This window comes from Paracoccus versutus, assembly GCF_029909795.1.
In the GTDB taxonomy this organism is placed as follows: Bacteria; Pseudomonadota; Alphaproteobacteria; order Rhodobacterales; family Rhodobacteraceae; genus Paracoccus; species Paracoccus versutus.
Map to the genome: position 1 here is coordinate 689091 of NZ_CP038197.1, position 19366 is coordinate 708456.

The window sequence follows — 19366 nt, forward strand, 5'->3', positions numbered from 1 at the left end:
TCCGATGAATTAACGGAATCTGTGGTGGAACATGCCGACCAGTGAGCTCGACCGCCTTGACATCGCAATCCTCGAAGCGCTTCAGGAAAACGCCCGCACCCCGCTATCGGAGGTCGGCCGACGTGTCGGGCTTTCGCAGCCGGCGACATCGGAGCGGGTGAAGCGCCTAGAGGATCGCGGAATACTGGCCGGCTATACAGCGCGTCTGGACGCCGCCGCGCTCGGTCTCGGGATGATGGCCATCATTCGCCTGAAAACCACGCATGAGCACATCAAGCCAGCCTTGAAAGCCTTTGCCGAGATGCCGCATGTCATCGAGGTCCACCGTTTGACCGGCGAAGACTGCTTCCTGCTCAAAGTCCTCGTCCCGACGCCCGGCCAACTTGAGACCATCGTCGACACCATCGCCCGGTTCGGCGCGGTGACGACCTCTCTAGTGCTGCGCTCGGAACCCGCAAAACCGCTTGGAAAGGCGCTACTCGGCTGACGACACCACGCGCGATACTGGAGCAAACCATGCCAATCGATATCTGGCTGATATACGTCGCAACCGTGCTCGCCCTGATGAGTACGCCTGGCCCCAGCCAGATGCTGATGCTGTCAAACAGCGCCATCAATGGCTTGCCGCGGGCCTGGTCCACCGCTGCGGGAGATTTGACAGCGAACCTGATTCAGATGCTTGCCGCCGGCCTGGGGCTGGCAACCGTCCTCGCAGCCTCCGCCGAGGCCCTGACCGTCGTAAAATGGGCCGGCACCCTCTATCTTCTGTGGATCGGCCTGCGTACGCTTCGGCGATCGATGAAGCCCATATCGCACTCCGCTTCTCGACGGGCCTCCCTGCGGGCCCTTTGGCTGCAAGGCTTCGTAACCTCGGCGGCCAACCCCAAGGCCGTGGTCTTCTTCGCCGCGCTGTTTCCCCAGTTCATTGATCCGGCGCAGCCGTTCTGGCCGCAGTTTCTAATTCTGTCGGCCACCTATATCGCAATGGATGGAGCGTTCCTGACCGGATACGGGGCTGGCGCGCATTGGCTCTCCCAACGACTGAAGGGTTCGGCCCGTCGTTGGCTGGACCGGATCGGAGGCAGCTGCATGATCCTGGCAGCGGTTCTCCTGGGGATGAAAAACGCCGCCAGCCGGTAAGGTCGCTACTCCTCTCGGACGGAAATTCAACGCCGGGTGAGACAATCTCACTACGCATGATGCAAGAGGTTTTTCATGATGATCAGGCGTTGCATGAGAAGGCGCTGAAGCAAGCAAGCAGCCAGCCCCCCGCTTCCGAACGCAGGTTTCGGCTGCAGGTTCGGAGGTGGCTTCATGATTGAACTGCGTCAACTACACCAATTGATCGCTATCGCCGAGTTTCGGAGCCTGCGCGCCGCCGCCGAAGCTCTGGATGTACAACAATCGACGCTAAGCCGCACCGTCCGCGCCATCGAGGATGAGCTCGGCGCGATACTTCTGGACAGGCGCCATAGTGGCGTCGAGCTCACTGAGGCCGGCCAGGCTTTCCTTCGCGAAGCCAAATCGGCGATCGAACTGCTCGAACGTGCGCAGCGACATGCCAGGCTTGCAGGTCGAGGAAAAACTGGAAGTCTGACGATCGGGATTCAGACCTCGCTGGGCACCGGCTTCCTCAAGGACCTTCTCCGGCGATACGCGACGGCCCATCCCAAGGTGCAGCTTAGCGCAGTCGACGGCGCAACGAGAGAGCATGTCAGGCTCGTCGCGGCGGGCTCTCTGGACATCGCCTTCGTGACCAATTGCGAGATCCCGGCGAACTGTGATCACGCACAGCTGTGGCAGGAAGAAGTCTTCGTTGTCACCTCGAAGACCCATGCACTGTCCGGCATGCCCGCTGTCAGTTGGTCTTCGATGCGGCATGAGCGGGTCCTCGTAACCGTCGCCGCGCCAGGTCCCGAGGTCGAAGCCTTTATTCGCGGCGTTCTGGCGGTCGAAGATGATTGCGGCTTCAAAGTCGATCGGATCGATGCGACCCAGGAGATGCTTCTGGATCTGGTCGCCCTGAACCAGGGCATAACGGTCGCCGTCTCTTCCTGGCAGCGACCGGATGATCGGGAACTTTCCTATCTTCCCGTGAACGAGCCCAAAAACAGCGTGGCTTTCAATGCTATCTGGAATCGAGCGAACGGCAATCCGGCGCTCCGGCGGCTCATAACTGCCGCACATATCTGCGCCGGACGGCACCGCCGGGGCACGTCGGACTGGCTGTCAGCGCAACACTCCATCGATCAGGACGGCATGTCGGGCCAACAAGTTACCATACCCTCCAAAGGGTCCTCGCGCGATGGATAGTATCAAGCGTTGCCGTACCGCAGAAGCTCTGAGCGCCTATGCCGCAGGACGCTACTCAGCGGCGGAAACTGCCTGCATGCGCACTCTGATGGACTACCCTAACGACCCGGACCTGCTTCACCTGCTCGGGGTCGCACGGCTCGCTCATGGTAGCATCACCGCGGCGATCGAGGCCCTCGAGGCCGCGTGCGTACATGCACCGGTACCCTCGCCGGAAGCTTACAACAATCTCGGCATAGCTCTGCGTAAGGGGCAGCGGCCTGAAGACGCAATTGCAGCCTTCAGGAAGGCCATCGAAACACGGCCCGGATATGCGGAAGCGATGTACAATTTGGCTGTCACCTCAATGGATCTGGCGGATTTCGCTACTGCAGCCGACCTTCTTGCCGAAGTCACCGCTGCCAGTCCTGAAGATACGCGGGCGCATTTCGCTTTGGCAGACGCTTTAATCGCCCTGAACGATCTTGACGCGGCAGGGCTGTCATTGCGTTGCTACCTGCGCCTCGCCCCCGGAGACGAGCAAGGCGCTGAACTGATTCTTGCATCAATTGGCAAGGCGCCTGTTCCAGCTAGAGCATCGCCCGCCTTTCTGCGCGACCTCTACCGACGAAAGGCGAAGAATTGGGATCTGGTCCCGGGCTATTTCGCGCATCGTCACGTCCTGGATGCCGTTCTCCGCCACGCGTCCCCGCCCTTCTTCTCGGCCCTCGATGCCGGATGTGGCACAGGTCTCTCCGGCGCCGGGGTCCGCGCGATGACCCAGCACATGGCGGGTGTCGACGTCTCACCGGACATGCTTGAGGGCGCCCGCGCGAAAGGCATCTATGACGTCCTGAACGAGGATGATCTGCTTTCTTTCCTGACCCGGCATCCAGACCAATTTGACCTGATCGTCTCGGCGGCGGCACTCATCCATTTCGGAGACCTGAACGCCGTCCTCGAAGCAGTGTGGCTGGCCCTTCGGCCGGAAGGAACATTTGCTTTCACCACCTATTCATACGACGGTTCCGACCCAACAGCCTTTGGTGCATCGAGCTATCGGGAACTCGCAAAATCGGGATGTTTTGCGCATGGCAGCGCCTACCTGGCCGACTTATCCAAAACCTGCGGTTTCGAGATCTGCGAAGTCAGCGAGATCATTCATGAGCAAAGCTCCATGCAGAAAATCCCGGGTTTCGTCGCGGTGCTGCGCAAGAGGAGCGACGTTAAAAGCCCCCTGATCAACAGCCCCTTGCCGGGCCGTTGATCTGAGCAATCCCGCCTATTGCCTGGATGCTGAAGGTCTCTTCCCGATGATGTTCATCGCCTTGAAGCTGGCGACCACCTCTTCGCGCTGGTTCACCGCCTCCACAAAAGAATGCACCAGCCCCCTGTCCGCCTTCGTTCTTGACGGTCGGGCTTCTGTGATCGTGATCCTCACCTGGAGCTGATCGCCCGGACGCACGGGCACAGACCACCGCACTTCATCCACTCCCGGAGACGCCATACTTGCAACAGAGGTCAGGTAGTGTTCCACGAAGAGCCTCATCATCAGGCCAATCGTGTGCCAGCCACTGGCAATGATCCCACGAAATGGGCCGTTCTCTGCGGCGTCCCGATCCATGTGGATTGGCTGCGGATCAAACTGGGTGGCAAATTCGATGATTTCGCTTTCGTGAACCTCCACTCCGCCAAACTGGAAACAACTTCCGGGGACGTAGTCCTCAAAATAACGCGCATCCCTGGGGACATCGAAGGACATCTGAACTGGGGGGTCTTGGCTCATGTCTCGCACCTTCATCCATTAAGGAAGCGGGGCACGGCATTCACCGCAGCCCCGCTCAGCTCAGCTCAGTTCGCGCGAGCTGAGTTCGATTGCTGGCAATATCAGCCGGGTCAGCCCATCGCGCGAGTGAAAATACATTCACTCAGCGTGAGCTTCCTTCACGCTTCGCTCCCGGGGGACACGCGCCTCGCCCTCGCAAACCCGCGATCCGTCGCCATGAAGCGCTCCAGCATCGGCACGATGAGCCGGACAGGGTCGGCGGCGGCCTGGCCGCTATCGCGGGCGAGGATTTCGGCGTAGGCGACAAGATCGCGATGAACGGACGCCGGCAGTTCCACTGTCACCTTCACCGGCTTGTCATCGGGCAGCGGCCCCAGCTTCAGTTTCGACATGATCAACCTCCTGCCGGTTCGAATACCAGATCGCGGGTGACGATGATCCTGATCGGGAAACCCGGACGGATGGTCAGCGTTGGCGCGACCTGCAGCTGACGCTGGATGATCTGCTGACCGGCCTGGTTGATCGTATCCACAGCGCCATCGCGGATCGCCTGGACCAGGCGGTCTTCGTCATCGGTGGCGAGGTCCGCGCCGATCGCGAGCAGCGTGGACAGACCCGCTGCGCGCATAAGATCCCACCAGTGGTAGTCAACGCCATCCTCGAGGCCGGCATAGCCGCTCGCATCCGCACCCGGCAGACGTTCGAGAACGATGGACCGGCCTCCGGGAAGGATCAGGCGGTTCCAGACCAGCAGCACGCGTCGCTGGCCGAACGTCACACCGTCATCGTATTGGCCGATGATACGGGTTCCCTGTGGGATCAACAGCAGCGATCCGGTCGGGCTGTCATAGACGTTCTCGGTGACCTGCGCGGTGATCTGGCCCGGGAGATCGGAGCGAATGCCGGTGATCAGCGCGGCCGGGATCACCGCTCCGGCCTGAAGGATGTACGGCGAGGCTGGCGGCTGAATGCGATCCGATGCGACGGTTTGCCGGTCCACCGGACCGTTGAGGAAAGCCGTATGCCGGCTGCCCTCGGGTTGTTCGGTGCCACCCAGGCCCGGAAGGTTCACGCCGACCCCGGCCGTCGTCGCTCTGCCAGACGCCGTCTGAAAGAAGACCCCGCTCAGACGCGCGGTTTCCTCCTCTGCCCTGCGGCGCTCCGCTTCCGGATCGACGGTCGGGCCCACAATCGGCGGAGGGGTCACGGGCACTCCGCGCTCCTGCGCATCGAGGATCGGTCGCCCGAGGTCACCGGGCAGTGCGGGTCCCAGAACCGGCCCGGTATAGTCGGACGGCAATCCTTCCAGGCCGTCCGCGGCCGGTCGGTTGTCGATGGAATAGAGTTCTCCACCTCCCGGCCCAGCCTCACGGGTCTGGAGCGCATAGATCAGCGCGCCTCCAATGCCGAACAACGCGACCGCTCCGACACCGGCCAGAACCTTGCGCGACAGCCTGGTCACGCGGGGCGGATCGGGACGCAGACGCATCGGAGCCGCGGGATCGGTGTCACTCATGACGCCCCTCCCCTTCGCGCATCCCCCTCCGTCCGCGCATCGGCCTCGCGCTCCTCCATGCGCACGATCCGGACCACCTGCTGGCGGTCTCCTGCCCCCAGCCGGAGCTCCGCCGCACCGAAGAGGCGATCCACGATCAGAACGTTCCGGTGAATACGGCTGTTCACGATCTGCGGTTCTCCGTCGGCGCCGAGCACGAAGAGCGGCGGCATCTCGCCCTGGGCGATGCCAGCCGGGAAAACGACATAGACGCGGCGGCCATCGTCGAAGACGGAAACCGGGCGCCAGGGCGGGCTTTCCCCCTGGATCTGCAAGCCGTAGCGATGATTGCGGGCAGAGGGCGCCGGAATGGTCGGCGCGGTTGCCACAGCCTGTCGCCCACCACGGGGCGCTGCCGGATAGGCCCAGGCGACAGAGGGCATGTAGAGCGCCTCGCGCGCACGCAGCTCGATCGTATACACCCGCCTGTCAGTGCTGATCACCAGATTGGTCGAGATGTCGTCCCGCGTCGGTTTGACGAGGATGTGGACGCGAGCGGTGGATCCGGACCCGCTCTCTGTGTCGCCGATGATCCAGCGCGTGGTATCCCCCGCGGCGATCGGACCCGCGCCGGTCAGACGTTCGCCCGGCTCGAGTGCGATGTTGGTGATCTGACCCGGCGCGGCGTAGACCTGATAGAGGGCTCCTTCCGACCAGGGATAGATCTGGATCGCATTGTAATAGCCTTCCCGGCGCGGTTCGATCCGGGCGGCAGCATTGGCGTTTTCGATGCGAGCAGTCGGTGTGCCTGCCGCCGCTCCGCCATGCGCCACTGTCCAGACCGGCGGCGTGTGCAAGGGCCGAGGACGTTCCTCGGCAGTCGAGGCGGGCGGATTGGGCAGTGGTGGCACGGACTCGTCGTAGCTGAATTCCGGCACCGGGTTTCTGGCACATCCCGCCAGTAAGGATGCGGATAGCAGCAAAGCCACCAACATCGGCGTCCTGATGCCCGGAGACCCGGTTGCATGAAGATGGTGTTCAGTCATTGGCTCATCTCCCGCGACCAGGAGATCGCATTGACATAGATTCCGAGGGGATTGGCGCGCAGGCGCTCGGCGCTGCGCGGAGTCTGGATCACGACGGTCAGGATCGCGGTCCAGCGCTCGGTCGTGGAAAGCTGGCCGTTCTCGTAGTGCCGTTCGGTCCAGGCGACGCGGAACGATCCCGGCGAGGCCCGAATGACGGAGGACACCTCCACGGCGATCTGTTGGCGACCGACGCGGGTGAACGGGTCGTTGGCGCGGGCATAGTCGTTCAGAGCGGCCGCGCCGCGATCCGTGGTGAACTCATAGGCGCGCAACCAGTTCTGCCGCACGATAATCGGATCGGCGGGGATCGACCGGACCTGTTCGATGAAGCGGCCGAGATGGAAGGCGATCTGCGGATCGGTCGGCTCGTAGTCGGCGGAAGCCGGGGCGACAGCCTGGGCCTCGCCGAGCGAGTCGACCTGAACGACCCAGGGCACGACGGTGCCACGCGCGGATTGCCAGACCAGGGCGCCGGCAAAACCCGCCACGAGGATCAGGCTGCCGAAGGCCATGTAGCGCCAGTTGCGGGCCTGAACACGGGCGGAGCCGATACGCTCATCCCAGACCTGCGCAGCCCTCTGGTAAGGCGTTTCTGGTTGAGGAGTCTTGCCATAGTGCGTGGCGGAACGCCTGAAGAGGTTCATGAGCGATCCCTTTCGGAGAGATTGACGGAGGTGCCCGAGCCGTGGCTGTCGCCCGACCGGACGGCATGGGCGGCAGCGCGCACACCATGGCTCATCGCCTGGCTATGGCGCATGCGCTTGGCCCAGGCTGGCGGGCCATCGGAGGCGGACGGGCTGGAAGAAGGCTCGGGCGCCCCTCCGCCGACCGTGCCCATCGAGGTGGTTCCGCCCGTCGCCGCAACACCGCCCTTGACGCCCTCGGCGTAGCTGGACTGAATCCCGCCAGCCGCGCGAGAGGACGCTTTCTTGAGCGGTGATGCCGCGGCAGCGGCCCCGGCGCGCGCCACACCAGCCATCCCGCCGGAGAGACCACCTCCGCCCATCGAGCCGAGCGTGTAGGCGCTCGAGGCAGCGCCCGCCGCGGCCGCGCCGCCACGTGCCAGGGCGGCGCCTCCGGAGAGCGCGGACCCGGCGCCGCGCGCTGCGAGCATGCTCGCCCCTCCGACCCCGATCGCAGCGCCACCAACGGCAAGGCCGGTGCCTATGGCGGCACCCGCGCTGAGTTGCGGCCCGCCGGACACCAGACCTGAGGCGATGCCCGGGCCGAATATTCCGAGGCCCAGCAGAGACAGGGCGGCCAGCACAATCGCCATGGCGTCATCGATGGTCGGCGTCACGCCTCCGAAGCCGGCTGTGAACTGGCCGAAGAGCGTCGATCCGATGCCGATGATCACGGCGAGGACCAGAACCTTGATGCCGGAGGAGATGACGTTGCCCAGCACGCGCTCGGCCATGAAGGCGGTCTTGCTGAAGAGGCCGAAGGGGATCAGCACGAAGCCCGCGAGGGTCGTGAGCTTGAACTCGATCAGGGTGACGAAGAGCTGCACCGCGAGGATGAAGAAGGCGAGGATCACCAACGCCCAGGCGAAGAACAGGCAGAGAATCTGGACGAGGTTCTCGAAGACCGCGACCCAGCCCATCAGATCGGAGATGCTCTCGAGCAGCGGCCGTCCGGCCTCTAGCCCGGTCTGGGCCACGCGGCCAGGGCGCAGAAGATCTGCGGCAGAAAACCCGGTGCCCGAGGCCATCAGACCGAGGCCCGCGAAGCTCTCGAAGACGATCCGGGCGAGGTTGTTCCAGTTGGAGATGATATAGGCGAAGACCCCGACAAAGAGCGTCTTCTTCACCAGCCGGGCGATGATGTCGTCATCGGCGCCCCAGGCCCAGAAGAGCGCCGCCAGCGTCACGTCGATGACGATCAGCGTGGTGGCGATGAAGGCCACCTCACCCCCGAGCAGCCCAAACCCGCTGTCGATGTAGCTGGTGAAGATGCCCAGGAAGTTGTCGATGACGCCGGTTCCGCCCATGGCTTACTGGCCTCCCGACCGCTGTGGCGCTTCGGGTGCAGGCATCCGGCCGAGGAACCGGTCCCGGCTCTCGGCCCAGGCGGCGAGGCAATCGGCATCGCTGGAAGCGGCCACGCCAAGCTGCTGGCACCGGCGCAGCGTCGCGCGGAGAGGATCAGTAGACGGCTGGAGCGCGGGCGCGGTGCTGGCCGGCACGGGAGCTTCCTCGCGTGCCATCTCGATCACCGTGGCTGTGATCGCGATCGCCACGAACACGATGGCCGCGATCCGGGCCGGCACCTTACCCTCCATCGTCTCCCCTCCCGGCCTCAGTTGAACATTTGCGCGTTGCCGGGCTGGTAGCCCGCGCCCGGCGTCAGGAACCGCTCGCGCTGGATGCGGCCCTGTTCTGCAGCGGTGGCGCGCTCGGCCTCGGTCAGCGCGTTGGCGCGACCGTTGGCCGAGATCACCGCTATCAGGTCCGAGAGCTGCTGCGATTGCAGTGCGAGGAGCTGGTTGCCCGCCTGCGTGGCCTGAAGACCACCGACCGCGTTCTGGCTCTGCCCCACGAGCGCGGACATCTCGGCACGGTTGGCATTGATATTGCCGACGACACCGGCCTGCACGCGCATCGCATCCTGCAGGCCACCGACCGTGTTCTCCCAACGGGACCGGGCCTCGGCGATCAGCTGTTGGTCGGTCGCCGTCAGGGAAAGGTTGCCATAGTCCTGCTGGAACATCTGGTCGATGCTCTGAACGTCGAAGGCGATGTTCTGCGCTTGGGCCAGGAGTTGCTGTGTGCGGCTGACGTTCTGCTGGATCTGCTGGAGCGCGGAATACGGCAGGTTGGCGAGATTGCGCGCCTGGTTGATCAGCATCTGCGCTTCGTTCTGGAGCTGTGCGATCTGGTTGTTGATCTGCTCCAGAGCCCGCGCCGCGGTCAGGAGGTTTTCGGCGTGGTTGGTCGGGTCGTAGACGATGAAAGGCCCCCCGCCGATACCGAAGAGCGCGTGTGCGGGCGGCGCTGCGATGGGCGACATGGCAATGGGCATCGCCAGCGCGAGGGCGAGCAGCGACGTGCCGGCGGGCCGAAACGTGATCTTGCGGGTCATGATGTGATCTCCTCTTCTTTCAGGACAGGTTCGGCGTCCTCAACGACGACGGAGGCCTGAGATGCCCCCTCAGCGTCGAGGGCGAGATTGGTGAGGTCAGGGATCAGGTCGGCGGCCCAATCGAGGCCATGCGCCTTCAGCCAGGCGTCGAGGAAGCCGTCTTGGCCGTGCCCGGCACAGATCTCGGCAATCAGCGCCTGATCCGATTTGGACGATGCCGCGCAGAGTGCGAGCCCGACATCGCTGAGGCCCAGCTCGAACAGCCGGTTGCCGCGCCGCGACTGACAGTAGTAGTCGCGTTTGGGCGTGGCCCGCGCGAGGATCTCGATCTGCCGGTCATTGAGGCCGAAGCGGCGATAGATGGCCGTGATCTGGGGCTCGATGGCCCGCTCGTTCGGCAGCAGGAGCCGCGTCGGGCAGCTTTCGATGATCGCAGGCGCGATGGCGCTGCCGTCGATGTCGCTGAGGCTCTGCGTCGCGAAGATCACCGAAGCATTCTTCTTCCTCAGCGTCTTCAGCCATTCGCGGAGCTGCTCCGCGAAGGCATCGTCATCGAGTGCGAGCCAGCCCTCGTCGATGATGAGCAGCGTGGGGCGTCCATCGAGCCGATCACCGATCCGGTGGAACAGGTAAGAGAGGACGGCGGGCGCCGCGCCGGTTCCCACCAGCCCCTCGATCTCGAAGGCCTGCACATCCGCCGATCCCAGCTGTTCGGTCTCGGCATCGAGTAGCCGGCCATAGGGTCCACCCACACAGTATGCGCGGAGCGCCTGCTTCAGGTCGTTGGATTGCAGCAGGACCGCAAGGCCGGTCATGGTCCGCTCGCCCACAGGGGCCGAGGCCAGCGAGGTCAGCGCGGTCCAGATATGTTCCTTCACATCCGGGGTGATCTGGATGTTCTCGCGCGTCAGGATGGCAACGATCCAGTCGGCCGCCCAGGCACGTTCCGACGTCTCGTGAATGCGTGCCAAGGGCTGTAGCATGACGGAGCTCTCGTCCGCTTCGGTCAGCTCTCCGCCGAGGTCATGCCAGTCGCCGTCCATGGCAAGCGAGGCGGCGCGGATCGAGCCGCCGAAGTCGAAGGCGAAGACCTGGCTGCGCGGATACCGGCGGAACTGAAGCGCCATCAGTGCCAGCAGCACGGACTTTCCCGCGCCGGTCGGGCCGACGACGAGGGTGTGACCGACATCCCCGACATGGAGAGAAAACCGGAACGGGGTGGAGCCTTCGGTCCTGGCGTAGAGCAACGGAGCGTCGCCGAAATGCTCGTCCCGCGCCTCGCCCGCCCAGACCGCCGAGAGCGGGACCATATGGGCGAGATTCAATGTGCTGATCGGTGGCTGCCGGACATTGGCATAGGCATGTCCGGGCAGACTACCAAGCCAGGCATCGACCGCATTGACCGTCTCGACCATGACGCTGAAATCGCGCGACTGGACGACCTTCTCGACCAGCCTGAGCTTCTCGTTAGCGCGGCGGACATCCTCGTCCCAGACCACGATCGTCGCGGTGACATAGGCCATGCCAGCCACATCAGCCCCAAGTTCCTGCAGGGCCATATCTGCGTCAGCGGCCTTGTTCGCCGCATCGGTGTCGACCAGCGCGGATTGTTCGTTGGTCATCACCTCCTTGAGGATCGCGGCGATGCTCTTGCGTTTGGCAAACCATTGACGGCGTATCCGGGTCAGCAGCTTGGTTGCATCCAGCTTGTCCATGAGGATGGCCCGGGTCGACCAGCGATAGGGAAAGGCCAGCCGGTTCAGCTCGTCGAGCAGGCCCGGGGTCGTGACGCCGGGAAAGCCGGTGATCGTCAGGACGCGGAGGTGATGATTGCCCAGACGCGGCTCCAGCCCGCCCGCCAGCGGCTGGTCGGGCAAGAGCGCGTCGAGATAGACCGGCACCTCCGGCACGCGCACGCGATGGCGGTTGGTCGAAATCGTCGAATGCAGGTAAGTCAGCGTAGCGGCGTCATCGAGCCAGTGGCAGTCCGGCATGAAGCCGTCGAGCAGCGCCAGCACGCGGTCCGTTCGGTCGATGAAGCCGCGCACCTGTTCCCAGGGGTTCACGCCCGAGGTATCGCGGCCCTCGTAGAGCCAGGATTCTGAGCGTGCCGCGTCCTCCGCCGGTGGAAGCCAGAGGAGCGTCAGGAAATAGCCGGATACGAAATGGCACCCCTCCTCCTCGAAATCGGCCTTGCGCTCGGCATCGACCAGCGCCGATGCCGCATCGGGGAAGGTGCTCACCGGATAGGTCGCGGCCCCAGAGCGCTGCGCTTCCACGAAGATCGCCCACCCGGAACCGAGGCGGCGGAAAGCGTTGTTCAGCCGACCTGCCACCGCGACCAGTTCGGCCGCGACGGCGCTGTCGAGATCGGGCCCCCGAAACTTCGCCGTCCTCTGAAACGAGCCATCCTTGTTGAGGACCACGCCCTCCCCGACCAGCGCCACCCAGGGCAGGTAGTCGGCGAGGCGCGAGGCAGTGTGACGGTATTCTGCGAGATTCATCATGGGGATTCACACCGAGAGATGACCGGGAATGCGCAGATGGCGGCGGGCGACCTCGAAGAAGAGCGGATCGCGCCTGGCCGCCCAGACAGCAGCAATGTGGCCAACGGCCCAGATCAGGATCCCGACCAGCCAGAGCTGAAGCCCGAGGCCGACCGCACCGGCGAGCGTACCATTCAGAATGGCGACCGAGCGCGGTGCGCCGCCGAGCAGGATCGGCTCGGTCAGCGCGCGATGAACCGGCACGCTGAACCCCGGCACCGCGTCGAGGGCCTCGAAACTCACCGCCATCAGATCAGCGCTCCGCCACCAAAGCTGAAGAAGCTCAGGAAGAAGGACGAGGCCGCAAAGGCGATGGAAATCCCGAATACGATCTGGATCAGCCGCCGGAAACCGCCCCCGGTATCGCCGAAGGCCAGCGTCAGACCGGTGACGATGATGATGATCACCGCCACGATCTTGGCCACCGGCCCCTCGACGGAGTCGAGAATGGATTGCAGAGGCGCCTCCCAGGGCATGGAGGACCCGGAGGCATGGGCGGCCGGGGCCATAAAGAGACTGACATAGGTGGCGGTGGCCGCGGTGGCGATGTGTTGGCGGATGCGCAGGGCGTGACGGATCATTCGGGATCTCCTGGTTCGTGAGTGGTGATGGCGTCTGAAATGACAGGTGAAATCCGGTAGTCGCCGTCGGCCCCGAGGCCCTCGACGCAGGCGAGTTCAGCAAGACGACGTTCGGAACCTCGCCCGGCCAGGACGGCTACGAGGTCGATGGTCTCCGCGATCATGGGGCGGGGCACGGTAACGACGGCTTCCTGGATGAGCTGTTCGAGACGACGCAACGCGCCGATCCCGGAACCGGCATGGATGGTGCCGATCCCGCCAGGATGGCCGGTGCCCCAGGCTTTGAGCAGGTCGAGCGCCTCGGCGCCCCGCACCTCACCGATCGGAATACGATCGGGGCGCAGGCGCAGCGAGGACCGCACCAGATCGGACAGGCTTGCAACGCCGTCCTTGGTGCGCATCGCCACGAGGTTCGGCGCGGCGCATTGCAGTTCCCGCGTGTCCTCGATGATCACGACGCGATCAGAGGTCTTGGCCACCTCGGCGAGCAGCGCATTGGTCAGCGTGGTCTTGCCGGTCGAGGTGCCCCCCGCCACCAGGATATTGGCACGGGTCGCAACCGCCTGGCGGAGCGCCTTGGCTTGCATCAAGTTCATGATCCCGGCTTCGACGTAGTCCTCGAGTGTGAAGACGGCGACAGCGGGCTTGCGAATGGCGAAGGCGGGAGCCGCTACCACGGGAGGAAGCAGCCCCTCGAAACGCTCACCGGTTTCCGGGAGCTCCGCAGAGACGCGTGGAGACAGGCCATGAACTTCAACGCCAACATGGTGCGCGACCAGTCGAACGATGCGCTCGCCATCCGCTGCGCTCAGCGTCCTGCCGCTGTCGGCCAGCCCCTCGGAAAGTCGGTCGACCCAGAGCCGCCCATCAGGGTTGAGCATCACCTCGACGGTCATGGGGTCGTCCAGAAACCCGGCGATCGCCGGCCCGAGCGCGGTGCGCAGCATCCGCGCGCCTCTCCGGATCACCTCTGGTCTATGATCGGTTTTCGCCATGCCGGCCCCGCTCCTTTGCAGGCGCCTCCAACAGGCTGCCCTGGATCGGGGTCGATTAAGAAAGCCGTAAAGGCCTACGGCTCAACAGGTTTCCGATGGGCGTAGTAGCGCGGCGTGTAAAGACAGGGAATCGGCGGGATGTCCCCCAGATCCACTCCAGAAGGAAGGCGTCGTGGCCTCCATCATGAGAACATGGTGGTTTCAGCCGATAGGTCGACGTTCGCTACACTCCGAATGAACACCTGCAACGGAATCGAACGAAACGCTGCCACCGTTGCCTCCACTCAAAGATCAAGTTACACCTCGCTCAGCATCAGCGGCCTGCAATCAACCAAGTGTTGTGTTACCTGCGACACCTGCGAGAAGGTTACTTTCAACTCGCCCCGCTACATGCTGTTACGGAATTACGAAATTCCCTCGATGTTGGGAATGCGAGATTGTAGGTCGTTGATGCGCCCATGTCGCTAAAGCCTTTTACCAACCTAAGACAAATTGCATTTTCGCTTCGTCGGAACTATCGGCGGAAATTTGTCTACATAGCATATGGACTTGCTCCGGGCGCGCGATACAAAGAGTTCACCATACCGAAGAAGAGCGGTGGAACACGACGCATTTGCGCGCCTCGTATCGCGCTTCTCAAGTTGCAGCGTGACATCCTGCGCCTTCTGGAAGGCGACTATCGCCCCCGTGCCCACGTGCACGGATTTGTCGGCGGGCATCAACGCAGCATCGTGAGCAATGCCCGACAACACGTCGACAAGCGCTGGGTCCTAAACATTGACCTAGAAGACTACTTCGAGACAATTCACTTCGGGCGCGTTCGCGGACGCTTGATGGCCCCGCCGTATGACTACCCAGACGAGATTGCCCAGTTCATCGCTCACATCGCTTGCTTTCAAACTGAAAAGGAGGTCGACGGCAGCCTTCGAACAACACATGTCTTGATGCCGGGCGGTGCGCTATCGCCAATACTTGCAAATATCGTTTCAGATAAGCTCGATGCCGAGTTGGCTCGGTTTTGCAGGCAACTTGGATGCACCTACACGCGATATGCCGATGACGTCACTATTTCCTCCAATCGCAGGACCTTCCCCGCGCCAATCGGGCGTTTTGCAACCCCCGACAGCCACGACGAGTTTATTCTATCCGACACCTTTCAGCAGATGATTGAGGACAACGGATTTAGAATTAACCACGCAAAGACGCGCCTGCTGGGTCGCGCCTTTCAACAGGAAGTCACAGGTCTGGTTGTGAATGAGAAAGTCAACGTCAAGCGCAAGTTTGTTCGCGATGTCCGGGCGATGCTTCATGACTGGGAGTTCAATGGCTATGCGGCGGCATCAGCGCGGCACTTCAACGAGAAGCGCCCCAATAGGGGGCGGTTGCCGGAACAGGAGGCCACGAACTTCGAGTGGGTGGTCCGAGGAAAAATTGAGTTCATTCGGCAGGTGAAAGGATCAACCGATCAGGTCTTCCGTGGCCTAGCCGCGAGGTTCAACGCATTGTGTTCGGGCCACGAGTTTTCGATTCCGCTGGTCGAGGATACCGACGTTCTAAACGCAGCCGTTTGGTATCTCGAAAATGACACAGATGGCGGATCAGTGGGCACTTGCTTCGCCGTCGCCGAGAACCTGTTTGTGACCTGCGCGCATTGCCTCGGACCAAATTTGCGGATCTTCCCGCGACAAAACCCGGCGTTCGCAATGGAAGCGGACGAGGTTGCCCGCGACGATCACAACGACCTTGCGCTAATTCGTCTACGAACTCCGTTGCCCGCATTCAATCCCGCAGCCACTCTGCAAATGGCGTCGACAGCCGAAGCTAGCGCGCTCGGCATCCGATCTGCGGTGCAGGCTGCGGGCTATCCTTCGAATCTGGACAGCACTTCTCTGACGATCCGAGACACTGAGGTGACAGGCTTCTCGCGGCAAACCTTTGATAGCACGCCCGCCACTTCCGATAACGTGATCGCCTTGTTGTCAGGGACCTACGAGGGAATGAGTGGTGGTCCCGTGCTATTTTCAGGAAAAGTCATTGGGGTTATCGTTAGAGGGCCAAACGATGATGACCGGACAATCCCCTTCCTTGCTGTCAGGTCACAGTTTGTTGATTCCTTGCTCGCAACCCTTTAGCGAACACTGGCGTTCAAGGTGAGTGAACTTTCGCTCAGGAACGAGAATGAAAATCTCGAGTTGGTCGATCCGACCATGAGACCCCGTTCTAAGAAACGGGATCTCTTACCTTCAGACTATTAGAACAGGCATGGACGTTTGCCGTCCCTGAACACCCCTAATTGTTCATTGTACGCACGAGCTAGCTTCTGTCTTTAGTTCCCCGCGCGCCGTGACTGCCATACGCGTCGAGCATCAAACGCGTATATTCGGCCGTGCTCTGGGTCACGGTACCCAAACCGGGCCATGCGAACAACGGATCCGACCAAGTAACTTCCAACTCAATCTCGATCCCAAGCAGTGCGGCCACTTCGATCGCAGCGGTCGGCTCCTTGTCCTCGGGCCAGTAGTGATCCTCGAAGGAAACAACCACGTCGAGATCGTCATCAACCCAGATTTCGGCCAGACTCGCTCCCATGCGCTCGCTGGCATTGGTCGCATCCTCGAACAGGGCAGCTCGGATCAAATGGGTCACCTGGTCACTGTTGAGGTCAAGCCTTGGCCGCGGATCTATAACTGACGCGATGGGTTCAATCTCTTGCCCTTCGGCGCGGGATTGGACTGGCACTGGTTTTTCATCGTTCGGTCCCAGCCAGAAGGCTTCTGGAAAAATGTTGATTGGTGATGCGCCGCAGCTGGGGCAGTGCCATTGGTTTCCAGCGATCTGTGGGCCGGTGATCTCTGAGTTGCAGTGAAGGCAGTACCAGAGGTTCGATTCCTCCATCTCCAAGAAGGGGTGCCGCACATTTCCTTCCGCATCCGGCTTTGTGGCGCGCCGTGGCCAATCGGCAAATCGCCGCGCCTTGACGCTCTGCATCAATTCCCTCGCAATCCCGATGGCTTCTTCACGTAGCACGCGATCGTTCATCGGGCTGGTCTGGGCATGCTTGATGTCGATCTCGACACGAGGGGCGGCCAAAGGGTTTTCTGGCAGCACGATCTGCCAACCCTCACCATCCATGCGGACGTCACCAAGCATTGTTTTCAGTTCGTATGGATGCCCCCGTACTTCTCCTCGAGTGACGGCATCGGGGCTTCCGAAGATATGGTCGAAGGTCGCACCCTCGTAGGAAGTGATCCGTTCGACGAAGGCCTTGATCGTGGCAACTTGTGCTTCGGAGGGAACCCACTCTCCTTTGGCGCTGCCTGTCAACGCATTCCAATGAGCAAAGCCCATTCGACTGGCAACAAAGTCGAGCGCTACGTGCTGTGGTTGACCCGTCGCCCTAGCGTAACGCTTCGCCAGGAGTTTCAAAGTCTTAAGCTTAGTGTTCTCTGTCATGATCCATGTCCAAGCCGGATCTGACTAGGTGCCCGCTGCTAATCAGACCCGCCGATGGCATGAGGTCTGCTGTTCGAAATCAAGATCGCTGCGAAGCTTCGCGTGGCGGGCACACCGGCCTGCGAGAAAGGCCGTCTTTAACGTCTGCCATTTTCGAACACAGGTCAATACCTATGAGTTTCAGGCTTAGGTAGCCAAGCAACTGAACACCATTTGCCCAAGAAAGTACCAGTTTAGCCAGCTTGTCGGTGCCGGGTTGAGTACTGGGGGCGCCGACCTTGTAACGGAACGAGTTTCTGCGACATACGCCGTACAACCGCTGCCGAGAGCACCGTCGCGCGCCATTGGCAGCTGACGAAAGTCTGCATAGGGTCGATCACCCCGGAAATGATGATCACGGCTACAGTTCCGACGTCTGCGGCGGAGGCAAGTGATATCTTTTCAGCCACCTGCGCCCCCTTCCACATCCTCCGCCACCTCCTGCCGCAGTTTCGGCCCCTGTGCGAGGCGCCGACCGAGAGCCGAGATGAATGCCTCGTAGCGCTCCCCTGCCTTGGCCCGAGCCGCCTTGGCCGCGGGTTCCGGCAGAGCCGGTGTTGTCGCAAGCCAGAAGCGAATGAACACGGCCAGGCTTTCGAGGGAGATCCCGACATCGCGTTCCAGCCGGGTGATCCGCCTGTCGATCTGATCCAGGCGCCTCGCGAGAACCGCCTCGCGGCGCTCTGCGTCATCCGGAGAGAGAAAGGATGCGATGGCAGCCTCTGCGACCATCGACTGGGATCGGTCGCGCCGGGCGGCAAACTCCGCCAGCATCTGCATGACCTCAGGATCGAGGTAGACCGAGATCTTCGTCTTCTTGCGGCTCGAGGTCATGATCAAAGCTCCATGCCGTCATCGGGATTGAGGGAGACCTGGCGCGCGACACCGCGCATCTGCTGCAGGATGCGCCGATTGCGGAAGGCGCCATCCTCGTCATCCTCAGTTGGTTCGAATTCGAACTCGTTCTCAAAGGGGGACTGCCTGTCGGCCGACCGAGTCTGCGCCAGCTCCGGCTGAAGACGGCGCTCTGACGCAGTCGGGTCCTCATCCTCCGATCCCGTCTCGGATACTGGCTCCAACTCGTCGTTCTGCGTTGGGACTGCCAGACTGCTCCAGTCATCCTCCCCAGAGACACCCACATCCACCAAATCGGGTGGCGGCAAGACCCGCTCGGTGAACCGCGCATCTTCGTAATACCGTGCTTTAGTCGCCCGGATCGGCGGTGTGCCGGCAACCATGACGATCTCATCGGTCGGCGGCAGCTGCATGATTTCTCCGGGCGTGAGCAAGGCCCGCGCAGTTTCCGACCGGGACACCATGAGATGGCTGAGCCAGGGCGCCAGACGGTGCCCGGCGTAGTTCTTCATCGCCTTCATCTCGGTAGCCGTGCCGAGAGCGTCAGAAAGGCGCTTCGCCGTGCGCTCATCATTGGTCGCGAAGCTCACCCGGACGTGGCAATTGTCGAGGATCGAATTATTCGGGCCGTAAGCCTTCTCGATCTGGTTCAGCGACTGGGCGATGAGGAAGCTCTTCAGCCCGTAGCCCGCCATGAAAGCCAGCGCGCTCTCGAAGAAATCCAACCGGCCGAGCGCCGGGAACTCATCGAGCATCAAAAGCAGCCGATGCCGATCATCCTTGCCCTGCAGGTCTTCGGTCAGGCGTCGGCCGACCTGGTTGAGGATCAGTCGGATGAGCGGTTTGGTGCGATTGATATCCGAAGGCGGCACCACGAGATACAGCGTGACGGGGCGCACTCCCCCGACGATGTCACCGATCCGCCAGTCGCAGCGGCGCGTGACCTGAGCGACGACAGGGTCGCGATAAAGGCCAAGGAATGACATCGCCGTCGAAAGCACACCGGAGCGTTCATTCTCGGACTTGTTGAGCAATTCACGGGCGGCACTGGCGACCACGGGATGCGGCCCCGCCTCGCCCAGGTGCGAGGTCCGCATCATCGCGCGGAGTGTCAATCGGCGTTGAAGAGTGCCCCCTTATCGGCGTCCAAAAGGG

General features: G+C 62.5%; 19 protein-coding genes and 1 pseudogene. 5 read left to right on the plus strand and 15 right to left on the minus strand.

The window, feature by feature from the left end:
* Window positions 1–31: 31 nt before the first annotated feature.
* The 4 genes from E3U25_RS14460 (at window position 32) to E3U25_RS14475 (ending at window position 3559) form a co-directional block, all read left to right on the plus strand.
* Window positions 32–487, plus strand: coding sequence for an Lrp/AsnC family transcriptional regulator (locus E3U25_RS14460; protein ID WP_116222380.1), 456 nt, complete (start codon window positions 32–34; stop codon window positions 485–487).
* Between the two features lie 29 nt (window positions 488–516).
* A complete protein-coding gene (locus E3U25_RS14465; RefSeq protein ID WP_116222379.1) occupies window positions 517–1140 on the plus strand; it encodes a LysE family translocator in 624 nt (207 codons plus the stop codon).
* Between the two features lie 174 nt (window positions 1141–1314).
* Window positions 1315–2313 carry a LysR family transcriptional regulator gene (locus tag E3U25_RS14470; RefSeq protein WP_116222378.1) on the plus strand — a complete coding sequence of 333 codons (999 nt, stop codon included), beginning with the start codon at window positions 1315–1317 and terminating at the stop codon, window positions 2311–2313.
* A complete protein-coding gene (locus tag E3U25_RS14475; protein WP_116222377.1) occupies window positions 2306–3559 on the plus strand; it encodes a tetratricopeptide repeat protein in 1254 nt (417 codons plus the stop codon). Before E3U25_RS14470 ends, E3U25_RS14475 begins: the two co-directional genes overlap by 8 nt.
* Window positions 3560–3574: 15 nt before the next feature.
* Here E3U25_RS14475 and E3U25_RS14480 read toward each other — a convergent pair whose 3' ends face one another.
* The 12 genes from E3U25_RS14480 to trbB form a co-directional block, all read right to left on the minus strand.
* Complete coding sequence (locus tag E3U25_RS14480; protein WP_244295229.1) at window positions 3575–4078, minus strand: MaoC family dehydratase; 504 nt, start codon at window positions 4076–4078, stop codon at window positions 3575–3577.
* A 158-nt stretch (window positions 4079–4236) separates the two neighbouring features.
* Entirely contained in the window at window positions 4237–4470 is a 234-nt protein-coding gene (locus E3U25_RS14485; RefSeq protein ID WP_116222375.1) for a DUF2274 domain-containing protein, read from the minus strand.
* Between the two features lie 2 nt (window positions 4471–4472).
* On the minus strand, window positions 4473–5594 hold the full coding sequence (locus E3U25_RS14490; protein WP_116222374.1) for a TraB/TrbI/VirB10 family type IV secretion system protein: 1122 nt from the start codon (window positions 5592–5594) through the stop codon (window positions 4473–4475).
* Window positions 5591–6619 carry a P-type conjugative transfer protein TrbG gene (gene trbG / locus E3U25_RS14495; RefSeq protein WP_116222373.1) on the minus strand — a complete coding sequence of 343 codons (1029 nt, stop codon included), beginning with the start codon at window positions 6617–6619 and terminating at the stop codon, window positions 5591–5593. Before trbG ends, E3U25_RS14490 begins: the two co-directional genes overlap by 4 nt.
* Window positions 6616–7305, minus strand: coding sequence for a conjugal transfer protein TrbF (trbF, locus tag E3U25_RS14500; protein WP_116222372.1), 690 nt, complete (start codon window positions 7303–7305; stop codon window positions 6616–6618). Before trbF ends, trbG begins: the two co-directional genes overlap by 4 nt.
* On the minus strand, window positions 7302–8651 hold the full coding sequence (gene trbL / locus E3U25_RS14505) for a P-type conjugative transfer protein TrbL (protein ID WP_116222371.1): 1350 nt from the start codon (window positions 8649–8651) through the stop codon (window positions 7302–7304). The genes trbF and trbL overlap by 4 nt, the downstream gene beginning before the upstream one ends.
* Before the next feature lie 3 nt (window positions 8652–8654).
* The gene (gene trbK-alt, locus E3U25_RS14510; RefSeq protein WP_116222370.1) at window positions 8655–8942 is read right to left on the minus strand and encodes a putative entry exclusion protein TrbK-alt; all 288 of its coding nucleotides are present in this window, start codon (window positions 8940–8942) and stop codon (window positions 8655–8657) included.
* Between the two features lie 17 nt (window positions 8943–8959).
* Entirely contained in the window at window positions 8960–9742 is a 783-nt protein-coding gene (gene trbJ / locus E3U25_RS14515) for a P-type conjugative transfer protein TrbJ (protein ID WP_116222369.1), read from the minus strand.
* Window positions 9739–12249, minus strand: a complete 2511-nt coding sequence (trbE, locus tag E3U25_RS14520; protein ID WP_116222368.1) for a conjugal transfer protein TrbE — start codon at window positions 12247–12249, stop codon at window positions 9739–9741. The genes trbJ and trbE overlap by 4 nt, the downstream gene beginning before the upstream one ends.
* Before the next feature lie 6 nt (window positions 12250–12255).
* Window positions 12256–12537: a VirB3 family type IV secretion system protein gene (locus E3U25_RS14525; protein ID WP_116222367.1), complete on the minus strand. Its 282-nt coding sequence runs from the start codon at window positions 12535–12537 to the stop codon at window positions 12256–12258.
* A complete protein-coding gene (locus E3U25_RS14530) occupies window positions 12537–12869 on the minus strand; it encodes a TrbC/VirB2 family type IV secretion system protein (RefSeq protein WP_116222366.1) in 333 nt (110 codons plus the stop codon). Before E3U25_RS14530 ends, E3U25_RS14525 begins: the two co-directional genes overlap by 1 nt.
* A complete protein-coding gene (trbB, locus tag E3U25_RS14535) occupies window positions 12866–13816 on the minus strand; it encodes a P-type conjugative transfer ATPase TrbB (RefSeq protein ID WP_425355729.1) in 951 nt (316 codons plus the stop codon). The genes E3U25_RS14530 and trbB overlap by 4 nt, the downstream gene beginning before the upstream one ends.
* A gap of 506 nt (window positions 13817–14322) precedes the next feature.
* Here trbB and E3U25_RS14540 point away from each other — a divergent pair.
* A complete protein-coding gene (locus E3U25_RS14540) occupies window positions 14323–15996 on the plus strand; it encodes a reverse transcriptase domain-containing protein (RefSeq protein WP_116222364.1) in 1674 nt (557 codons plus the stop codon).
* A gap of 181 nt (window positions 15997–16177) precedes the next feature.
* Here E3U25_RS14540 and E3U25_RS14545 read toward each other — a convergent pair whose 3' ends face one another.
* From E3U25_RS14545 to E3U25_RS14555, 3 genes and pseudogenes are all read right to left on the minus strand, one after another.
* On the minus strand, window positions 16178–17317 hold the full coding sequence (locus E3U25_RS14545; protein WP_244295227.1) for a hypothetical protein: 1140 nt from the start codon (window positions 17315–17317) through the stop codon (window positions 16178–16180).
* 441 nt (window positions 17318–17758) lie between these two features.
* Complete coding sequence (locus tag E3U25_RS14550; protein ID WP_116222362.1) at window positions 17759–18190, minus strand: CopG family transcriptional regulator; 432 nt, start codon at window positions 18188–18190, stop codon at window positions 17759–17761.
* Between the two features lie 2 nt (window positions 18191–18192).
* Window positions 18193–19323 (minus strand): annotated as a pseudogene (locus E3U25_RS14555) (type IV secretory system conjugative DNA transfer family protein); the annotation flags it as partial.
* Window positions 19324–19366 lie beyond the last annotated feature (43 nt).